The sequence below is a fragment of the Lentzea sp. DG1S-22 genome, assembly GCF_036321065.1.
Classification (GTDB): Bacteria; Actinomycetota; Actinomycetes; order Mycobacteriales; family Pseudonocardiaceae; genus Lentzea; species Lentzea jiangxiensis.
Genome location: NZ_CP143276.1, coordinates 2,555,116 through 2,571,747 on the forward strand (window position 1 = coordinate 2,555,116; position 16,632 = coordinate 2,571,747).

Below are 16,632 nucleotides of genomic sequence, written 5' to 3' on the forward strand. Positions count from 1 at the left end.
TCCCGCGTCAGCGCGCGAGCACCGCGGGGTCGGTGAAGGCGGGCTCACGCGGCGTCTCGGTGCGGAACTCCTCACCGGACTCCCAGTCGAACTCCTCGGACTCCCCGGCCAGCCGCTCGACCAGCTCGAAGAACCGGCTCTCTGCCGGCCGCAGGCCGGCGACCACCTCGGTGAGGTCGCGCGAGGCGACGAACCGCGCCCCGTCCCCGCCGACCGACAGCACCGAGAGCCAGCCGCGCGAGTCCGCAGGCAGGAGGGTGGCGCCCGTCTCCGCCCAGAACAGCACCACGCCCTCGGCGTCCTCGGCCTGGAACCGCCCGGCCGCGGCGAGCACGAGCAGGGCGGTGTGGATGCTCCACGCGGAATAGCCGAGGTGGAAGAGGTACACCTCCAGGGCGCCGTCGCGGTGCAGGACGACGCCGCACTCCTCGTTCCCGCCGCAGGAGTCGTCGACGCGCTCCGAGAAGTACCGCCCCGGCGTCGTCCCCACGCCCGCCGAGTCCCAGTCGGGCTCCCGGTCGCGACCGTTCCAGAACCACCCGTCGAACATCGCGCCGGGGTTGGAGATCACTCCCAGGTCCTCGACCGGGGTGCGCAGCCACGCCTCGAACCCCTCGCGCGACAGGGGGATGCGCGCGGCCACCAGGAAACTGTCCGACATGAGCTGCTCCCCCTGTGAGCCCTTGGGCTGGAGCGCACTTGATATCACAGGAGCCCGATCCGCCTGCGGCTGCCCGGAAACGGGCGGCCGCAGGCACCACCTCACCGCGTCGAGTACTCGGCGACCACCGCCTGCAGCCGGAGCGGGCTGGTGCCGGGCAGGTCCGCCGAGCCCACCGCGATCACGCGGTTCGTGCCGGGAACGGCGGTGACGGCGTTGTAGACGGTGCCGGACGAGCCGGGCGGGGCAGGAGCCGCGGTGGTGCTCCAGCCCGCCGGGCCGTGGGAGCTGAAGCTCGCCATCGGGAACTTGCCGACAACCCACGGGGTACCGTCCGCGCTCACCGCGATGCCGGGCGTGGCCGAGACGTTCGGCCCGCCGACGAGCTGCCAGCCGGCGCCGTCCCGCTTCACCACCAAGTAGCCGGGACCCGTACCGCCGCCGTCGCCGACCGCCCAGATGTCCTGCGAGGACAGTCCGTCGATCCCCTGGAGGCTGAACGGCCGCCCGTTCAGACCGGCCTCGACGACCCGCCAAGCCGTGCCGTCCCAGTGGAACAGCAGCGGACCCCGGTAGCCGCTCCACATGCCGTTGCCCACCGCCCAGACGTCATCGGGGGCGAACGCCTTGACGGCGTTGAGAGTGCAGAAGTTCACGAAGCCCCCGCCGCGGACGCACTCCGCGGGCGGTACGTGCTCCTGTCAGGAGGAGCCCGTCCACTCGTGGAACACCGGCGCGTTGCCGCGGTACCCGACCAGCCAGGCGCGTCCGTCCACAACGGACATGTCACGGATGGTCAGCGTGCTCGCGGTGGCGCCCTGCGGGTACGGACCTCGGTCCACGTCGTGCCGTCGTAGCGCCACAGCAGGGTGATGTTGCCGTGCGGCAGGATCGGCGCGCCCTTCACCCACACGTCGTCCGCGGACGACGCCGCCACGCGCTGGAACGACACCCGGCCCGGCACCGCCGGGAGCGACGTGCGCGACCACGCACTTCCGTCCCACCGCAGCACGACCGGATCACCGGTCGTGTACTGGCGGTCGGGGTCGTACCCCTCCAGGCCGACCGCCCAAGCGCTTCCAGCGTCGACCGCGGCCACGTCCCGGAGGATGCTCGTCGGCGCGGTCTGCGGGGTCGGGGCCAGGCGCCACTCGGGCACCGCCGGGGCCGCCGGGCCAGCCCGTTGCTCCCACCACGACCGCGACCGAGAAGGCCGCGGCCACCCATCTGCGCACTCCCACAAGTCCCCTGGGTCCGTCGACCTGACCAGGACTGACACGCCGATCATGCTGGGCTCCGCGCCGCTGGCCACGGGATCGCGATGCCTTGACCCAACCGAGCGGTGACCGTGACCCAGCCGCTGCGGTGCGATAACCCGAATGGGATTCAGGTATGCCCTTGTGATCTAGGTCACCAGACGAGTAGAACAGAACGAACGGTTACCGGAAATCGCGCCTCACGACCACCCTCCCTGCCGACCGAACACCTGTGAGGACCAGTGCGAACCGCAGTCGTCGTCACCCTGCTCGGGCTCGGTGCCATCGCCGTGGCCGCCGGACTGGTGCTGCAGCTGCACGCCTATCCCCTGCTGGCCAAGCTGCGGCACGACATCGACACGGTCTCCGTCTCCGAGGGCGAAGGAGTCACGGCCGTCGTCCACCCGCCCGGCAAAGCGCCCGAAGTCCGCCACAACCTCCGCCTCACCGCGACCACCCACGTCGAGGGCGACCTCGCCGCGCCCGAGGTCAAGAAGAACGGCGACGTCACCGTGTGGAAGCGGGCGACGATCGTCAAGGAGGACGCCGAGAAGCTGGTCCTCAGCGCCGAGGTGCGCAGGATCTGCCTCGACCGCCGCACCGGCGAGGCCGTCGCGCCCTGCCACGGCGAGTTCTACGAGACCGAGCAGGGCAAGCGGATCACCGCGCAGGACAGGCAGCTGCTGCAGCCCGGCCTCAGCTTCGTGTTCCCGTTCGACACCGAGCAGCGCGACCACCGTTGGTACGACACGGTTCTCAAGCGCCCTGTCGACATCCACTTCGCCGGCGAGCAGCTGTTGCAGGGGCTCGACGTCTACCGGTTCCAGCACACCGTCCCGCCGACCGCGCTCGACCGGCTCGCGGTGCCGGGGTACCTGGTCGGCAGCCCGGAACCGTCCGTCGACGTCACCCAGTACTACGGCGTGACCCGGACGTTGCTCGTCGAGCCGAGGACAGGGGCGGTGCTGTCCGTCCGGGAGGACATCCGGCAGGAGCTGCGCACCGACGAGCAGGCCGAAGGCGCCGGAACGCCCGTGTTCGCCGGAGAGCTGCGGCTGACCAACGCCTCGGTCACCGCGAACGTCGACCAGGTCAAGGAGAACCTGCCCCGGCTGTTCATGATCACCGTTCTGCCGGCGGTCCTGTGGGCCGGAGGCGCCGTCCTGCTGGTGGCCGGGCTGGTCCTGCTCGCCCTGCGGCGACGCGGTGTCGCCGCCGGATCGCTGGCGCTGGTGATCGGTGCGTGCCTGGCGGCCGCGATCACCTACGGCGTCACCACCTCCAGCGACCCCGACGACGCGCTCGACCTCGAGAACGTGGTGTCGTCCTCCAACGTCGACTACGGCCTGCGATGAGCTCCGCGTTCCTCCTCGATGATCCGGGCGACGCCGAGCAGCTCGCCCTCCGCACCGGGCACCGCGATCAGGGTGACCGGCAGCGGGTTGCCGTCGGCGTCCGAGCCCGCGTGCACGGACACGGCCGGATAGCCGCTGACCCGCCAGAGCGGGGAGAACGGCGTGGTGGCGCCGGTGCGCACCAGCACGCCGCCGGGCAGCGGCACCGCCTCGGGCGGACCGGTGTGCCCCGGCGTCACGAGCACGTCGACGCCAGCGAACATGTGGTTCAGCATCACCCGCTCCGCCGCCCTCATCGACCGGCAGACACCCTTGAACGGCCGGGGCACCCACCGGTCGAGCAGCGCCAGCTCGCGGGGTCCTGCCGCCAGGTGCGGCGCGAGGAGCAGCCGGGACTCGCCCGCGAGGTGCGGGTCGTGGTCCACCACCTCGCCGACGTGCAGGGACAACAGCGCGGCGACGTCCTCGACCACCCTGCGCATGGGCGCGCGGGTGCGCGTGGTCACCGACAGTCCGCGCAGGGACACGCCGATCCTCAGTGGACGGTCGGCGGGAGCGGCGGTCCAGCCGATCCCGCCCACGACGTGCGCCACGTCGGCCACGCTCCTCGCCACCACGCCGGACCCGCCGGAGGTCTGGAAGCCGACCAGGCCCACCCCTCCGGCGGGCACCTGCCCGGCTCCGGGTGCGCGGCGGGCCAGCGCCGCGGACACCACCCCGGTGGCGACGGCGACGGCGGTGCCCGACACCCTCGGGTCCAGTGCCGTGGCGGCGAGGCCGATCATCGGGTTGCGGTGCCTCTCGAGCGACGACGTCCGTCCGATCACGACGGCTCCGGTCGCCGCCAGTGCGTCGAAAACCGAACGGGGCAGGGAATCCTCCACCGCCAGAGGCAGTCCGAGGAGAACTCCGCGCTCGCCCTCGGCCAACCGCCGATCGGCGTCCTGCGCACTGCGCCGGGCGGTCGTCAAATCGACATCTGTGAAAACGTGCTTCGACGAGTCGAGGCGGCGTTCCGCCGTCGCGAGGAGTTCTGCTGCGGTCGTCGCACCGCGGGCGAGCAGCCGGGCCTGCTCAACTGCTCCGGGATAGCACACAGGGGTTTCTGCCACGTGTCTCTTCCTCCGGCCTCGTCGCCGATGGGTAAGGAGCTGGGTCGTTCAGCCGCTACCCGTTGGCCTGCAGGGGTTCCGCCGAACGGCTCTGCGGTTCGACGGCCGAGTAGCTGCTTTCTCCACGCGGACCGATCAAGATGACCTGGGTCACCCCGGTCGAAGGGTTGCGCAGAGGTTACTGTCCGGTAGTTTCCTCGCCACTGTGACGTCCCTCTCACACCTGGAAGGAGGACGAGTGCGACGCATTGCGAGCCTCGTGCTGGTAGGACTGGGGATCTTCTCTCTGGCACTTGCAGCAGTCCTGCGCTTGTACGTGTACCCCGAGCTCGCGGTCGTGCCGCTCGACCAGAAGACGGAATCCGTGGCGGAAGGCGCGGCGAAGGTCTTCTACCCCCAGGAGCTCGTCGTCAAGGACGCCCAGCTGACGGCCACCCGCAAGGTCGAGAGCAACCTGACGCTGCCCGAGGCCAAGGTCGGCGGCGACGTGATGGTGTGGGACCAGGGCCTGGTCGTCACCGACTCCGAGAACAAGCTCGTCTCCGCGATGGAACACCGGGTGTGCCTCGACCGGCGGACGAACATGGCGCTGCAGCAGTGCAGCCAGCAGTACGTGACCGACAGCGAGGACGGTCCGTCCAAGGACGACAGGGCGGTGCACCAGGAGGGGCTCAACTACAAGTTCCCCTTCAACACCCAGCCGCAGGACTACGAGTACTTCGACACCACCCTGCGCAAGGCGTCGACCGCGCGGTACGAGGGCACCGAGACGCTCGCCGGCCTCGAGGTCTACAAGTTCGTGCAGAAGATCCCGTCGACCAAGTTCCGCGACCAGGAGGTGCCCGGCACGCTGGTCGGCAGCACCGAGGCCTCGGTCAAGGCGGAGCGCCGCTACCAGAACACCCGCACCATGTGGGTGGAGCCGGTCAGCGGCATCATCGTCAAGGGTTCGGAACAACAGCGCCAGGTGCTCGCCGGACCGGACGGAAAAGAAGGAACGGTGCTGCTCGACGCCACTTTGACCTTCAACGAGAAAACTGTCGACGAATCGGTGGCGCGCGCCTCGGAAGCGCGTGACAAATTGACCCTGATCAGCACCACCGGCCCGGTCGTCCTGCTTTCCGCCGGCCTGGTGATGCTGCTCGCGGGAATTGCGCTCGGGATGTTCGGGCGGCGGGCTAGGCACGTCGTCGCCTGAGCACGACCACGAAGTTCCAGGAGGCGATCTCCCGGACCCCCGGCACGCGGGTGATCCACTTCGCCCACCACGGGTGGTACCGGGGGAACGTCTCCACCACGTCGGCGACGGTCTGGCGGTGAGCCCACCGCCGGACCGCCCCGACGCTCACCGGGAACAGCGACGTGCCGAAGGCGTTCTTCGGCGGCTTGCCGTTGCGGCGCTCGTAGCGGCGGCGCGCGTAGTGCCCGCCGAGGAAGTGCCACGGCGCCGTCTCGTGGCCGCCCCAGGGTGAGAACCAGGGCGTGTAGGACACGAAGATCGTGCCTCCGGGCCTGGTCACGCGCACCATCTCGGCCAGCATGAGCCACGGGTCGTCCACGTGCTCGAGGACGTTGGACGAGTAGCAGACGTCCACCGAGCCGTCCCGGAACGGCAGCGCCGTGCCGCTCGCGCGGATCATGCCGGGGTCGGGTTCGCCGCGCGCGGACAGCTCGCCCACGTCCGGGTCGAGCCCCACGTACCGGGCGCCGGCTCCGCGGAACGCCTCGGCGAAGTAGCCGGGACCGCCGCCGACGTCGAGCACCACCGCACCGCCCAGGGACACGTACGACGAGACCTGGGCGACCGAGTCGTCCGCGAGGATCCGGTAGAAGTGGTCGGGGTCGGACTGTTCTTTCAAAAATGCGCGAAAAAGCTGAACAGAGCGCTCGAAAGTTGGCTTCCGCAACTTTTTCCGGGCCGAAACTGAACCGATCTCGACCATTGCCATCCCCCGCATTCCGTCTACCATGGCTACTTGACAGTAACCTAGCACCGGGAGAGGCAGATGTCGCGTGCTCCGCATTACCGGCCGAGCATTCTGCTGGTGAATTGGCGCGACACCAGACACCCCGAGGGCGGCGGTTCCGAACGCTACGTCGAGCGCATCGCCGAGGGGCTCGTCCGGCTCGGCTACCGCGTCTCGATCCAGTGCGCGGGCCACGACCGCGCCCCGTCCGGCGACTGGGTGGCGGGAGTGCGCTTCCGCAGGCGCGGCAACAAGTTCACGGTCTACCTGCACGCCCTGCTGGCGATCCTGCGCTCCGACGCGGACGTCATCGTGGACGTGCAGAACGGAATGCCCTTCTTCAGCCGCCTGGTCGCGCGCTGCCCCGTCCTCGTGCTGGTGCACCACGTGCACCGCGAGCAGTGGCACAGCGCTCTGGGCCCGTTCCTCGGCAGGATCGGCTGGTGGATCGAGTCGTGGCTCGCTCCGCGGCTGTACCGCAGGTGCCGCTACGTCACCGTGTCCAACGTGACGCGGGACGAGCTCGGGCAGCTGGGCGTCGAGCTGCGGCGCACCGCCGTCGTTCCGAACGGCCTCGACGCACCGCCCGCGGTGACCGCGCGCCGCACGGAGGCGCCGGTGCTCGTCGCGGTGTCGCGACTGGTACCGCACAAGCGCCTGGAGCACGCGATCGACCTGGTCGCGCAGCTCCGTCCGAAGTGGCCTGACCTGCGCCTCGAACTGGTCGGCGAAGGCCCGTGGAAGGAAGTGCTGCAGCAGCACGCGATCGATCGCGGTGTGCAGGACAGCGTCGTCCTGCACGGCTGGGTCGACGAGCAGACCAAGCACGAGATCCTCGCCGGGGCGTGGGTGCACCTGTGCCCGTCGGTCAAGGAGGGCTGGGGCATCGTGATCATGGAGGCCGCCGCGCACGGCGTGCCGACCATCGCCTACCGGTCGGCGGGCGGTGTCGCCGAGGCGATCGTGGAGCACGAGACCGGATTGCTGGCCGACGACTTCGACGAGTTCGTGCGGCACGCGGACACGCTGCTGCGCGATCGGCCGTTGCGCAAGGCGATGGGCGCTGCCGGGCGGCGGCGCGCCCGGCAGTTCAGCTGGGAGGAAAGCCTCGGCGCGTTCGAGACCGTCCTGCACGGCGCCCTGCGCGCCGGTGCCGACCCTCGTGGGCGCTGAGGAACGCGCACCGCGGGTGAACGGGAGACTCGCGCACCCGATTGGGAGGGTGTAGCGCAGTCCGCGCGCACTCTCTCGGTAAGGGAAGAACGTCCCCGCACCGCGCTAGCGCTGGACCTTTTGGTCGCCGAGAACCGCCTCGCACAACAGGTCCAGCAGTCCCGCGGCGGCGGCAGCGTCGAAGTCGCGGCGTCGCACGCGCACCGTGGCCGTGGTGACCTCCCCTGTCGTCACCACGCCGAACGCGACGCCGGACCGGCCGCTCGCCGCGGGGAAGAAGCGCAGGCCGGCGACGCCGGCTTCGACGACACCGAGGTTCGACGCGAGGAACGTGCTGCCGAGCCGGGAGGCCAGCACCCTCATCCCCCACTGCGCCAAGGGGTTGTGCGCGCTGGGGAACCCGACCTCGGGCGCCGCTGCCGCGAGCAGGGCGCGCACGTCCTCCTCGGTCGCCCCGGCGGGCAGGCGCAGCCTCAGCAGCGCGCTGTCGGCCTCCGGACGCGGATCCGCGCCACCGCGCCAGGAGGCGCCGATCGCGGCGACGACGCGGCCGTGCGGGACGCCGCGGGCGGTGTTCCACCTCCGCGTCGCGTCGAGCGCGGCGGACGTGAGCCTGGCGCTGCCGAGCTTCACGGCGGGCAGCGCACGGGAGACCAGGTGGTCGCCGATCTCGTTGCCGCGCAACGACGGCTGGATGCGCGTGGGGGGCGTCCACACTGCTTCACGCACGCGGTCGAGCGCGCTCAGCAGGTAGGGCCGGTCGGGGCTCCTCGACGCCACACCGGTGGCGGAGCTGCGCACGGGCCGGCCGAGCGCGAGACCCAGCAGCGCGAGCAGTCCGAGGCCGTCGACGGCACCGTGGTGAGCCGCGATCATCAGCGAGTGGCCGGCGAGCGCGACCCGCACCAGCGGACCGCCCTCGCGGTAGCGGCCGTCGGCGAACTCCGCGCGCACACCGTCCCAATCGGACGGACGCCGCACGACCGCGGCCGGGCCGAGGTTCGGGAACTCCTCGGCGGCACGGCACATCCGCGCGGAGACCGCCGCGGGATCCGGCGCCTCGCGGAGGTCCGCCTCCAGCAGGATGCTCCAGGACGCCGCCGGGTCCCCGGAGAAGGCCACGGTCACCCGGTCAGCGGGAGCCGTAGTCGAGGACCTCGGGCTCCTGGGCCTGCACGCCCTCGTCGAGCCGCTGCTCGATCACCTTGTCGGGCTTGTTCTGCTCGACCACGAGCACGCCGACCCCACCGGCGAGCGCGGCTCCGGCGACGATCGCGACCAGGACCGAAACCAGTTCCACGTCTACTCCTCACGTCGGGGTGCCGCGAATCTACCGACCGGTAACCATCTCCACAACAGGCTTGCGCCGATCAGTGACCCAGCCGCGACCCAGGCGAGCACAACGGGCGCAACGGGTGGGCCGTTCGGTTCAGCGGGCACTGCTCCGGGAACGCGGTAGAGCGCCAGGTCGGGACCGTCGTGGACCTTTTCCAGGCGTGCCAGGAGGTTCTCGTCCACCCGGCCCGGCGTCCCGCGCTCGACCAGCACCCAGCCGATGCCGCTCAGGTCGCCGCGTCGCAGCCGCGCCGCCCGCGGGTCCTCCCCCGCCACGACCCGGCCGCCGACGGACAGCGAGTCGTCCACGACCGTGGTGCCGGGCAGGAAGCGCGGGGCGGGATCGAGCTGGGTGCGCCGGTCGTTCCAGTCGAACCGCCGGAACGCCGACAGCGGGTACACGGCCACGTCGCCGGGCCGGCCGGCGAGCTTCTCCCGCACCGCCGCCCAGTCCGCCGGGTAGTGCACCGGTTCCAGCCGCCCGAACCCGCCCCAGGCGAGGTCGGGCAGCAGGCCGAGCAGCAGCACCGCCACCAGCATCCGCGCGCGCAGCCGTTCGACCGCGACCGCGAGCCCGAGGGCGAACGGCAGGGCGAGCCACGCCACCCACTTCTGGCTGTCGCGCAACAACCCCGCGCCCGGCACGTGCTCGATCAGCGCCTCCAGCGCCGCCACACCGCCCGGCAGCACCGCGACCAGGGCCAGCACCACCCCGAGCGCCCCCAGCCCCGCCAGCGGCCACACGGGCATGCGCTTCGCCAGCTCCCGCAGCCCGAGGACGGCGGCGCCGAGGAGCAGCACCGTGACGACGGGCAGCACCGGGTTGGCACGGCTGTCCGGGACGACCTCCGCGTTCCAGATCCCGCCCAGGCCCAGCACGCTCAGCACCGGACCGCCCCAGTTCTCCCCCGCGCGCTGAACGCCTCGACACCCGCCGGGTCGGAGAGTCCGTTGTGCAGCAACGAGGGCACCCACCACGGCGCGTTCAGCACGACACCGATGGCGAGGACCTTCCCCACCCCGCGGCGGCCGGCGGTGGCCAGAGCCGTGCCCAGCGCCAGGATCCCGCCCGGCGCGGAGAGCACCGCCGGCAGGCAGGCGAGCACGAGCCGGGTCCACGCGCGCGGTTCGCCGGCGCGCATCCTCAGACCCGCCATGGCGACCCACGGCAGCGCCGCGTACCCCAGCAGCAACGTCCAGTGGCCGATGAAGAGCCGCTCGGCCACGTAGGCGTTCCACGAGTACGCCACGGCCGCGACGATCCGTGCGCCCGTCCGGTCCGTCGGCACCAGCAGCCCCGCGCCCAGCGCACCGGCGAAGACGATCGCGAGCAGCGCGATCTTCTGCACCACCTGGCCGGGGACGACCTGGGTCAGCAACGCCACCACGGCGTCGACCGGCACCGCCCGCGGCAGGGCGTCCCCGAGCCCGAACGCCGCCGCGTTGAGCGGCTGTTCCGGCGTGAACACCATGTCGTAGACGAGGACGTGACCCGGCCACAGCACGGGCGCGAGAGCCGCGAGGGCCAGCGCGGCGCACGTGGCGTAGAGCTTCGGTCCGTTCGGCCGCACTTGCTCCCCCTCCGGGCCCGCCGGGGCTACAGTCGCCGAAACTACCGGCCGGTAGTACTCGCGGGTAGGGCCGGCGCCGAAGTTCGGACCACGGGGTTCGGCCCCGCCCACCGCGGCAGACCTGCCACCGGAAGGATCCCGCGTGTCCGCTCCGGCAACGACGACGACCCGCCTGGACGCCCTGCTCATCACCGGCGCTCTGCTGGGCGCCAACGCGGCGAGCTACGTGCTGACCATCGCGGCCGCGCGTGCGCTCGCCCCCGCGGTCTTCGGCGAGCTCAGCGCCCTGCTCGCGCTCGTGGTGATCGGCGTGGTGCCGGCCATGAGCCTGCAGACCGTCGCGGCCCTGCGGGTGACGAGCCTCGGCCCCCGGCCCCTCTTCGGGCTGGGCCTGGCCGTGAGCGCGGGGATGACCGTGCTGACGCTCGCGCTCGTGCCGCTGCTCGCCCGCCTGCTGCACCTGGACGGCCCGTGGCCGGTCGTGTGGCTGGCGCTGTCCCTGGCGCCGCTCACGGTCCTGGGCGTCCTGCACGGCCTGCTGCAGGGGACGCACCGGTTCGGCGCGCTCGCGTTGCTCGTGTCGCTGGAGGGGCTCGGCAAGGTGGGCGGCGGCGTGACCGGCCTCTGGCTCTCCCCCTCGTCGACCTCGGTGCTGGCGGGCACGGCGATCGGCTCGTTCCTGGTCGTGCTGACGGGGTGGCGGCTGTGCGGCGGCCCCCGGCCGGCCAGGCCCGCCGGTGGGCCGGACGTCCTGCACGCGTCGCAGGCGATGCTGGCACTGGTCCTGCTCGTCAACCTCGACCTCGTCCTGGCGCGGCACCAGCTCGCCGGCCAGGCGGGCGGCTACGCCGTGGGCGCGGTCGTCACGAAGATCGCGTACTGGCTGCCGCAGGCGGTGGGCGTGCTCGTGCTGCCGCGCATGGCCGTCGCGGACGACCGCCGCCGCATGCTGCCGAAGGCACTGGCGGTGTGCGCGGGCCTCGACGCGTTCGTGGTGGCGGGCTGCGCCCTGTTCGGGCCGCTGGGCGTGTCGCTGATCGGCGGCTCGAACTACCACGGCGACTCGATCCCGTTGTGGCAGTTCGCGCTCGTCGGGTCGTGCCTAGCGCTGGTGCAGCTGCTGCTGTTCTCCCGCATCGCGAGCGGGGACCGGCGTTCGACCGTCGCCGTGTGGATCGCGGTCGCCGCCGAGGTCGCGCTGATCACGGTGTGGCTCAACGGGTCCGTCGGCCAGGTCGTGACCGGTGCGCTGCTCGCCACCGCGGGCCTGGTGGTGGCGGGCACCGTCATCGAGGCGCGCGGCTCCAGGACCGCCTGATCAGTCCGCGACGACGTCCACGGGCGCCGTGCGTTCGGCTTCCTCCTCGGTGCCCGGCCCGTGCCGCGGGCCGAACGGGCGGAACGAGGCCGCCACCACCGCCGAGACGGCCACCAGCAGCGCGGCCTGGGCCGGCGGGACGTAGGCCCACTCCTGCCCGTGACCGAGGATCCGGCCGAGCACCGCGACACCGGAGCCCAGCGCCACGCCGCTGAACGCGATCACCTTCGGCGCGGCGGGCCAGAACTCGCGCGCGAGCAGGCAGGCGATCACCGCGACGATCGGCAGCATCCCGCCGAGCACGGCCAGCAGCACCAGCATCGCGACGACCGGCCACCGGCTCGGTGACGGCGCCACGAACTCGACCCGCCGCCGCACCGGGAGCGCGGCGAGCACGAGGACCGCGAGCACGCCGATCGCGCCGGCCAGCAGGCCGGTGCGGTACCGCGCGTCCGGGCCGAACTCCAGTGCGACCACGCCGCCGTCGCCCTCGGGCAGGACGTACGCCTGCTGCCAGCCGTCGACCCTGACCTTCTCCAGCACCTGCCCGTCCAGGGTCGCGGTCCAGCCGTCGTTGACGTTCTCGGGCACCACGAGCAGCGCCTCCGCCCCCGGCGCGACCGTGACCTCGCGTTCGGTGGCGTCCCAGGTGCCGATGGTGACTTCTCGGTGCGTGGCAGCGGGTTTCGCGAGTTCGAGGTGCGTCAGGGACACGTCCTGCACCACGAACGACTCGGAGCGCGACGTGGTCAGCACGTGGTCACCGGCGGGCAGCTCGAGGGCGGTCGCCAGGTCGTCGTCGCACAGCACCGCCTTCAGCGGCCGGTTGGCCAGGACGTCGCCGAACACGCCGCTGACCGAGCTGTTGATCTTCTTGCCGTCGACGTCGATGACCGGCCCGCGGCCGCACGGCACCGTGAACGGCGTCGTCGCGGGCACGGGCTTCAGCACGCCGTCGAGCGCGGGCACGCGGAGCTCGCCGATCTCGGCGGGACCGGTTCCGCCCGCCTCCCGCACGACGAGTTCGAGCTTCTGGGTGTCCGCCGCCCTGATCGTGACGAGACCGTTCTCGCCGACCCGCGCCACCTCGGTCCCGGCATCGGTGCGCACCTCGAGCTCCACGGGCCTCTTCGCGCCGCGGACGGTCTCGATCCAGAACTCCGAGACCGAGCGCTTCCCCTGCCACGCCAAGGTGAGCGTCGGCCGCAGGTCCGTCACGTCCGGCACCCACGACGTCCCGGGGTCACCGTCCACAGCGGACAGCGCGCTCGCCGCGACGTCGCCCGCGACCGAGGACGAGCCCGTCACCGCCACGCCCTCGGGCGACACCGGGTTCTTCGCACCGGCTGCGGGCACCACGGTGGCGTTCACCGCGAACTTCCCGTCGGCGGAGGTGCGGAACAGCCGCGTGAGCCCGGTGACCTCCTCGCCGAACCGCGACAGCGACGAGTCGCAGCGCACCGCGTCGTCGGTGCGGTAGCAGGCGGGGCGCGACTGGCTGCCGCGGGTGAACGAGAAGCCCTGCCTGGCCGCCTCCCGGTCGCGCGGCACGCGCAACGCCCGCTGCGCCGTCATGCCCGCGACGCTCAGCTCCTTGATGCCGACGTTGCCGTCCTGGCGGTCGGCGGCGACGCCGAGGACCGTCACCCGCACGCTGCCGGTGAGACCGGGGCTGACGGCGTAGGCGTGCCGGCCGCCACCGGGTGGGACGACGTGGTCGCTCCGGCCGGTGTCCGTGGTGATCCTGATCCGGGTGACCGCCCACCCGACGCGCAGGTCGTCGACGAGGTCCAGGGTCACCTCGCCGACCGCGCGCGGGGTGTCGAGGTCGATCTGCAGCCACTGCCCGACAGGACCGGTGAAGCTCGACGAGTGCCAGGCGGACCCGCCGTCGCCGTCCACCGCGGCGAACGGCGAGTTGGCCGGGTCGATCGCCCCCGCGGCGTCGGCGTAGGCGGTCGACGTGGACGCCCGGACGGCCCGGATCCCCCGGTACTCGGCCACGGTCTGGTGCTCGACGTCCTGGAACGGCGACACGTCCAGCGCGACGCGGCCCTGTCTCGAGGCCTCGTCCGCGGACATCGTCTGGCTGAGGTTGTCCGACACCCTGCCGACGTTGCGCTCCTTGCGCCGCAGGCCGTCCGTGACCAGCACCTGGTCGGACCGCTCCGTCGCGTCACCGGCGAGGACCACGGGCTGGTCGGCCTTCACGAGGCCCTGCGAGAGCAGCGGCAGCAACGACTCCGGCCCGCCGCTCACGGTCGGCACGTCGGCCGCGTTGACCGCCGTGACGACCGGGACCGGCCGCTTCACCTCGAAGACCTCGAGCGACCTGCCCGTCGCGGACGCGTCCACCGAGCTGACGAGCCGCTGGTCGCGCATCCGCACCTCGGGCCCGAACTCCGCGACGCGTTCGATGCCGGGCGAGCCCCGCAACGCCTGGCGCAGCACCGCGAGCGGCGGCGCGCTCGTCTGTTCGCGCGCGATGTCGTTGCGCAGCAGCAGGAACCGGTACCCGCCCCGCGCCAGGAAATCGGCCAGTCCCGCCGACCCGCGCCCGTCGGCGAGCGCGTCGTAGACGGCGTCCATGTACCGCGTGTTGCCCTCGGACCCCAGCGGCACCTGGTTGCGCACGGCCCACGGGGCCTCCGCGAGCGACTGCATCGGCTCGTCGACCGTCCGGCCCCACGTGTACTGGCCGAACCCGGTGGCGGGCAGCAGCAACGTCCGCGCCCGGCCGTCCTTCTCCGCGAGCCACGACGCCGCCTCGCGCCAGTGACCGGGCACGTCCGACCACCCGAGGCCGGGTCGCAGGGTCAGCAGCCACGCGGGCGCCGCGACGACGGCGATCAGCAGCAGGGCCACACCCGTGCGGACCCGGCGCCGCCGGTGCTCGGGAGCGGCGCGCAGCCCGGTCGGCCGCGACAGGTGCAGCCCGTGGACGAACCCGAGGACCAGGCACAGCCGCAGCACGGGCTCGAACTTGTGCACGTTGCGCAGCGGCGCGAGCGGACCGTCCAGCAGCCCGCGGACGACCTCGGCGAGCGGCGAGTCGAGCGACCCGACGTAGCCGACGGTGAGCAGCGTGAGCCCGGCGAGCGTGCCGAGCACGAGGAACCGGCGTTCCGGCAGCCCGAGCCTGGCCAGACCCACGACGCCGATCAACGCCACCAGCGCCGTGCCGGCCATCAGCACCGGGTTGTCGACGAGGATGAACCCGTTGGGCCACCACGGTTCGCCCTGGAGCACGTAGGCGACCCACTGGTTCGTGCCGCGCAGCACCTGGAACAGCGACATGGGCGCGGTGGTGTTCGCCGCCGACTCGATGTAGTCGAGGAAGGGCAGGCTGTACCGCCCGAGCAGCAGCAGCGGCACGATCCACCACAGCGCGACCGCGAGGACGCAGCCCGCCCACCACAGCACCAGCCTCACGTGCTGCCGGTTCCACCGCCGGGTCAGCAGCCAGATGCCGGGGAGCACCAGCGCCATCACGACCATCGCGCCGTTGATGCCGCCCATCCCCAGCACCGCCAGCGCGGACAGGGCGGCCGCGCGGCGCGGTGAGCCGATCCGGTCGGCCAGCACCAGCGGCAGCAGCACCCACGGCAGCATCACGGCGGGCAGCATCTCGGCCGACAGCGGCCCGATCTCGGTCAGCACCCGCGGTGCCAGCGCATAGGCGAGCGCGCCGGCGTACCTCGTCGGCTCGTGGCCGATGCCGAGCGCGCGGGCCAGTCTCAGCACCCCGTAGAACGCCAGGCAGAGCAGGAGCGCGCACCACAGCCGCTGGGTGATCCAGGCCGGGACGCCGAGGATCTGGCCGGCCGCGAAGAACGGCCCCATCGGGAAGAAGTAGCCGTACGCCTGGTTCTGCAGCTCACCCGCCGTCGCGGCCGGGTTCCACAGGTGCAGCGCCCTGCCGAGGAAGCCGACCGGGTTCACGGCCAGGTCGAGCTTGGTGTCGAACGTGGCCGTTCCGAAGCGTTGCGCGAACGACAACACCGTGAGTGCGATGAGCACCCACGTCGTCGGATTTCGGCGTGCGATCTTCAGTCTCTCGATGGCGCAGGAAGTTACCACCGGGTAGTGCTCGCGGGCGACTGTCGCTATCTTGGGCCACCACGACCGTGCTGGGGCGCACTCAGGCAGGTGGGCGATGACTTCTTCGACGGCGTTCGAGCAGGCGTGGGAGCTGGGCGACCAGGTCCCAGGGTGGCTGACGGTGGACCAGGCCACCATGCTGTGGCAGGCCGCGCTGCGGCTCGGCCCCGGCGCCCGGATCGTGGAGATCGGCAGCCACCAGGGCAGATCCACCACCGTGCTCGGCATCGCGGCCCGCTCGGTCGGCGCGACGGTGGTCGCGGTCGACCCGTTCGTCGAGGGCAAGCTCTTCGGCGGCACGCCCACGCGCGTCCGCTTCGAGAAGAACGTCGCCCGCGCGGGCCTGACGGACGTCGTGCGGCTCGAAGCGTCGTACAGCACCGAACTGCGCAAGCGCTGGGACGAGCGCATCGACCTGCTGTACATCGACGGCAAGCACGACTACTGGACCTACACCGACGACATGCTGTGGTCGGAGAACCTGGTGCCGGGCGGCGAGATCCTGGTGCACGACGCGTTCTCGTCCATCGGGGTCACCCTCGGCATCCTGGTGAAGGTGTTGTGCGGCAACCGGTACGTCTACGTGGACCGTGCGGGCTCCCTCGCGCGCTTCCGTTTGTCGCAACCGGGCTGGACCGACCGCGGGCGTGTGCTCGCCGAGATGCCGTGGTTCCTGCGCAACGTGGGCATCAAGATCCTGCTGCGGCTGCGCTTGCGCCCGGTCGCGCGCCTGTTCGGCCACGAAGGGCCGTACGACCCGTACTAGCGGCTCCGGTGCCGGTG

Annotated in this window: 16 protein-coding genes; 5 read left to right on the top strand and 11 right to left on the bottom strand. The window is 72.1% G+C overall.

All coding sequences use genetic code 11. The features are described 5' to 3' along the window. Nucleotides 1-7: 7 nt before the first annotated feature. The 4 genes from V1227_RS11075 to V1227_RS11090 form a co-directional block, all read right to left on the bottom strand. Nucleotides 8-661 (bottom strand): hypothetical protein, encoded by a 654-nt coding sequence (locus V1227_RS11075; RefSeq protein WP_329792423.1) that lies wholly within the window; start codon nt 659-661, stop codon nt 8-10. Nucleotides 662-762: 101 nt separating this feature from the next. After that, nucleotides 763-1,317 (bottom strand): hypothetical protein, encoded by a 555-nt coding sequence (locus V1227_RS11080; protein ID WP_329792424.1) that lies wholly within the window; start codon nt 1,315-1,317, stop codon nt 763-765. A 45-nt stretch (nt 1,318-1,362) separates the two neighbouring features. Then, the gene (locus V1227_RS11085; RefSeq protein ID WP_329792425.1) at nt 1,363-1,503 is read right to left on the bottom strand and encodes a hypothetical protein; all 141 of its coding nucleotides are present in this window, start codon (nt 1,501-1,503) and stop codon (nt 1,363-1,365) included. Continuing rightward, on the bottom strand, nt 1,458-1,760 hold the full coding sequence (locus tag V1227_RS11090) for a hypothetical protein (RefSeq protein ID WP_329792426.1): 303 nt from the start codon (nt 1,758-1,760) through the stop codon (nt 1,458-1,460). The genes V1227_RS11085 and V1227_RS11090 overlap by 46 nt, the downstream gene beginning before the upstream one ends. 399 nt (nt 1,761-2,159) lie before the next feature. Here V1227_RS11090 and V1227_RS11095 point away from each other — a divergent pair, with 399 nt between their 5' ends. Continuing rightward, nucleotides 2,160-3,272, top strand: a complete 1,113-nt coding sequence (locus V1227_RS11095; protein ID WP_329792427.1) for a DUF3068 domain-containing protein — start codon at nt 2,160-2,162, stop codon at nt 3,270-3,272. On the opposite strand, the gene V1227_RS11100 is transcribed toward V1227_RS11095, so the two are convergent. Beyond that, nucleotides 3,257-4,384 carry a hypothetical protein gene (locus V1227_RS11100; RefSeq protein WP_329792428.1) on the bottom strand — a complete coding sequence of 376 codons (1,128 nt, stop codon included), beginning with the start codon at nt 4,382-4,384 and terminating at the stop codon, nt 3,257-3,259. The genes V1227_RS11095 and V1227_RS11100 overlap by 16 nt on opposite strands. Nucleotides 4,385-4,622: 238 nt before the next feature. Between V1227_RS11100 and V1227_RS11105 the strand changes: the two genes are divergently transcribed. Further along, nucleotides 4,623-5,582 carry a DUF3068 domain-containing protein gene (locus V1227_RS11105; RefSeq protein WP_329792429.1) on the top strand — a complete coding sequence of 320 codons (960 nt, stop codon included), beginning with the start codon at nt 4,623-4,625 and terminating at the stop codon, nt 5,580-5,582. Here the strand turns inward: V1227_RS11105 and V1227_RS11110 are convergent. Continuing rightward, entirely contained in the window at nt 5,563-6,243 is a 681-nt protein-coding gene (locus V1227_RS11110; RefSeq protein WP_329792430.1) for a class I SAM-dependent methyltransferase, read from the bottom strand. The two genes, V1227_RS11105 and V1227_RS11110, sit on opposite strands and share 20 nt — an antisense overlap. Nucleotides 6,244-6,429: 186 nt before the next feature. Here V1227_RS11110 and V1227_RS11115 point away from each other — a divergent pair, with 186 nt between their 5' ends. Then, nucleotides 6,430-7,524, top strand: coding sequence for a glycosyltransferase family 4 protein (locus V1227_RS11115; protein WP_236219459.1), 1,095 nt, complete (start codon nt 6,430-6,432; stop codon nt 7,522-7,524). 105 nt (nt 7,525-7,629) lie between these two features. Here the strand turns inward: V1227_RS11115 and V1227_RS11120 are convergent, their stop codons facing one another. From V1227_RS11120 to V1227_RS11135, 4 genes are read right to left on the bottom strand one after another with little or no spacing between them, the layout of a single operon-like run. Further along, on the bottom strand, nt 7,630-8,652 hold the full coding sequence (locus tag V1227_RS11120) for a hypothetical protein (RefSeq protein WP_329792431.1): 1,023 nt from the start codon (nt 8,650-8,652) through the stop codon (nt 7,630-7,632). A gap of 4 nt (nt 8,653-8,656) precedes the next feature. After that, a complete protein-coding gene (locus tag V1227_RS11125; RefSeq protein ID WP_329792432.1) occupies nt 8,657-8,824 on the bottom strand; it encodes a hypothetical protein in 168 nt (55 codons plus the stop codon). 2 nt (nt 8,825-8,826) lie between these two features. Then, nucleotides 8,827-9,747, bottom strand: coding sequence for a hypothetical protein (locus V1227_RS11130; protein WP_329792433.1), 921 nt, complete (start codon nt 9,745-9,747; stop codon nt 8,827-8,829). Next, nucleotides 9,741-10,430 carry a hypothetical protein gene (locus V1227_RS11135; protein WP_329792434.1) on the bottom strand — a complete coding sequence of 230 codons (690 nt, stop codon included), beginning with the start codon at nt 10,428-10,430 and terminating at the stop codon, nt 9,741-9,743. The genes V1227_RS11130 and V1227_RS11135 overlap by 7 nt, the downstream gene beginning before the upstream one ends. Nucleotides 10,431-10,572: 142 nt before the next feature. Between V1227_RS11135 and V1227_RS11140 the strand changes: the two genes are divergently transcribed. After that, the gene (locus V1227_RS11140) at nt 10,573-11,748 is read left to right on the top strand and encodes a polysaccharide biosynthesis protein (protein WP_329792435.1); all 1,176 of its coding nucleotides are present in this window, start codon (nt 10,573-10,575) and stop codon (nt 11,746-11,748) included. Here V1227_RS11140 and V1227_RS11145 read toward each other — a convergent pair whose 3' ends face one another. After that, nucleotides 11,749-15,768 (bottom strand): alpha-(1->3)-arabinofuranosyltransferase, encoded by a 4,020-nt coding sequence (locus V1227_RS11145; protein WP_329792436.1) that lies wholly within the window; start codon nt 15,766-15,768, stop codon nt 11,749-11,751. Between the two features lie 136 nt (nt 15,769-15,904). Here V1227_RS11145 and V1227_RS11150 point away from each other — a divergent pair, with 136 nt between their 5' ends. Beyond that, a complete protein-coding gene (locus V1227_RS11150) occupies nt 15,905-16,615 on the top strand; it encodes a class I SAM-dependent methyltransferase (protein WP_329792437.1) in 711 nt (236 codons plus the stop codon). Nucleotides 16,616-16,632 lie beyond the last annotated feature (17 nt).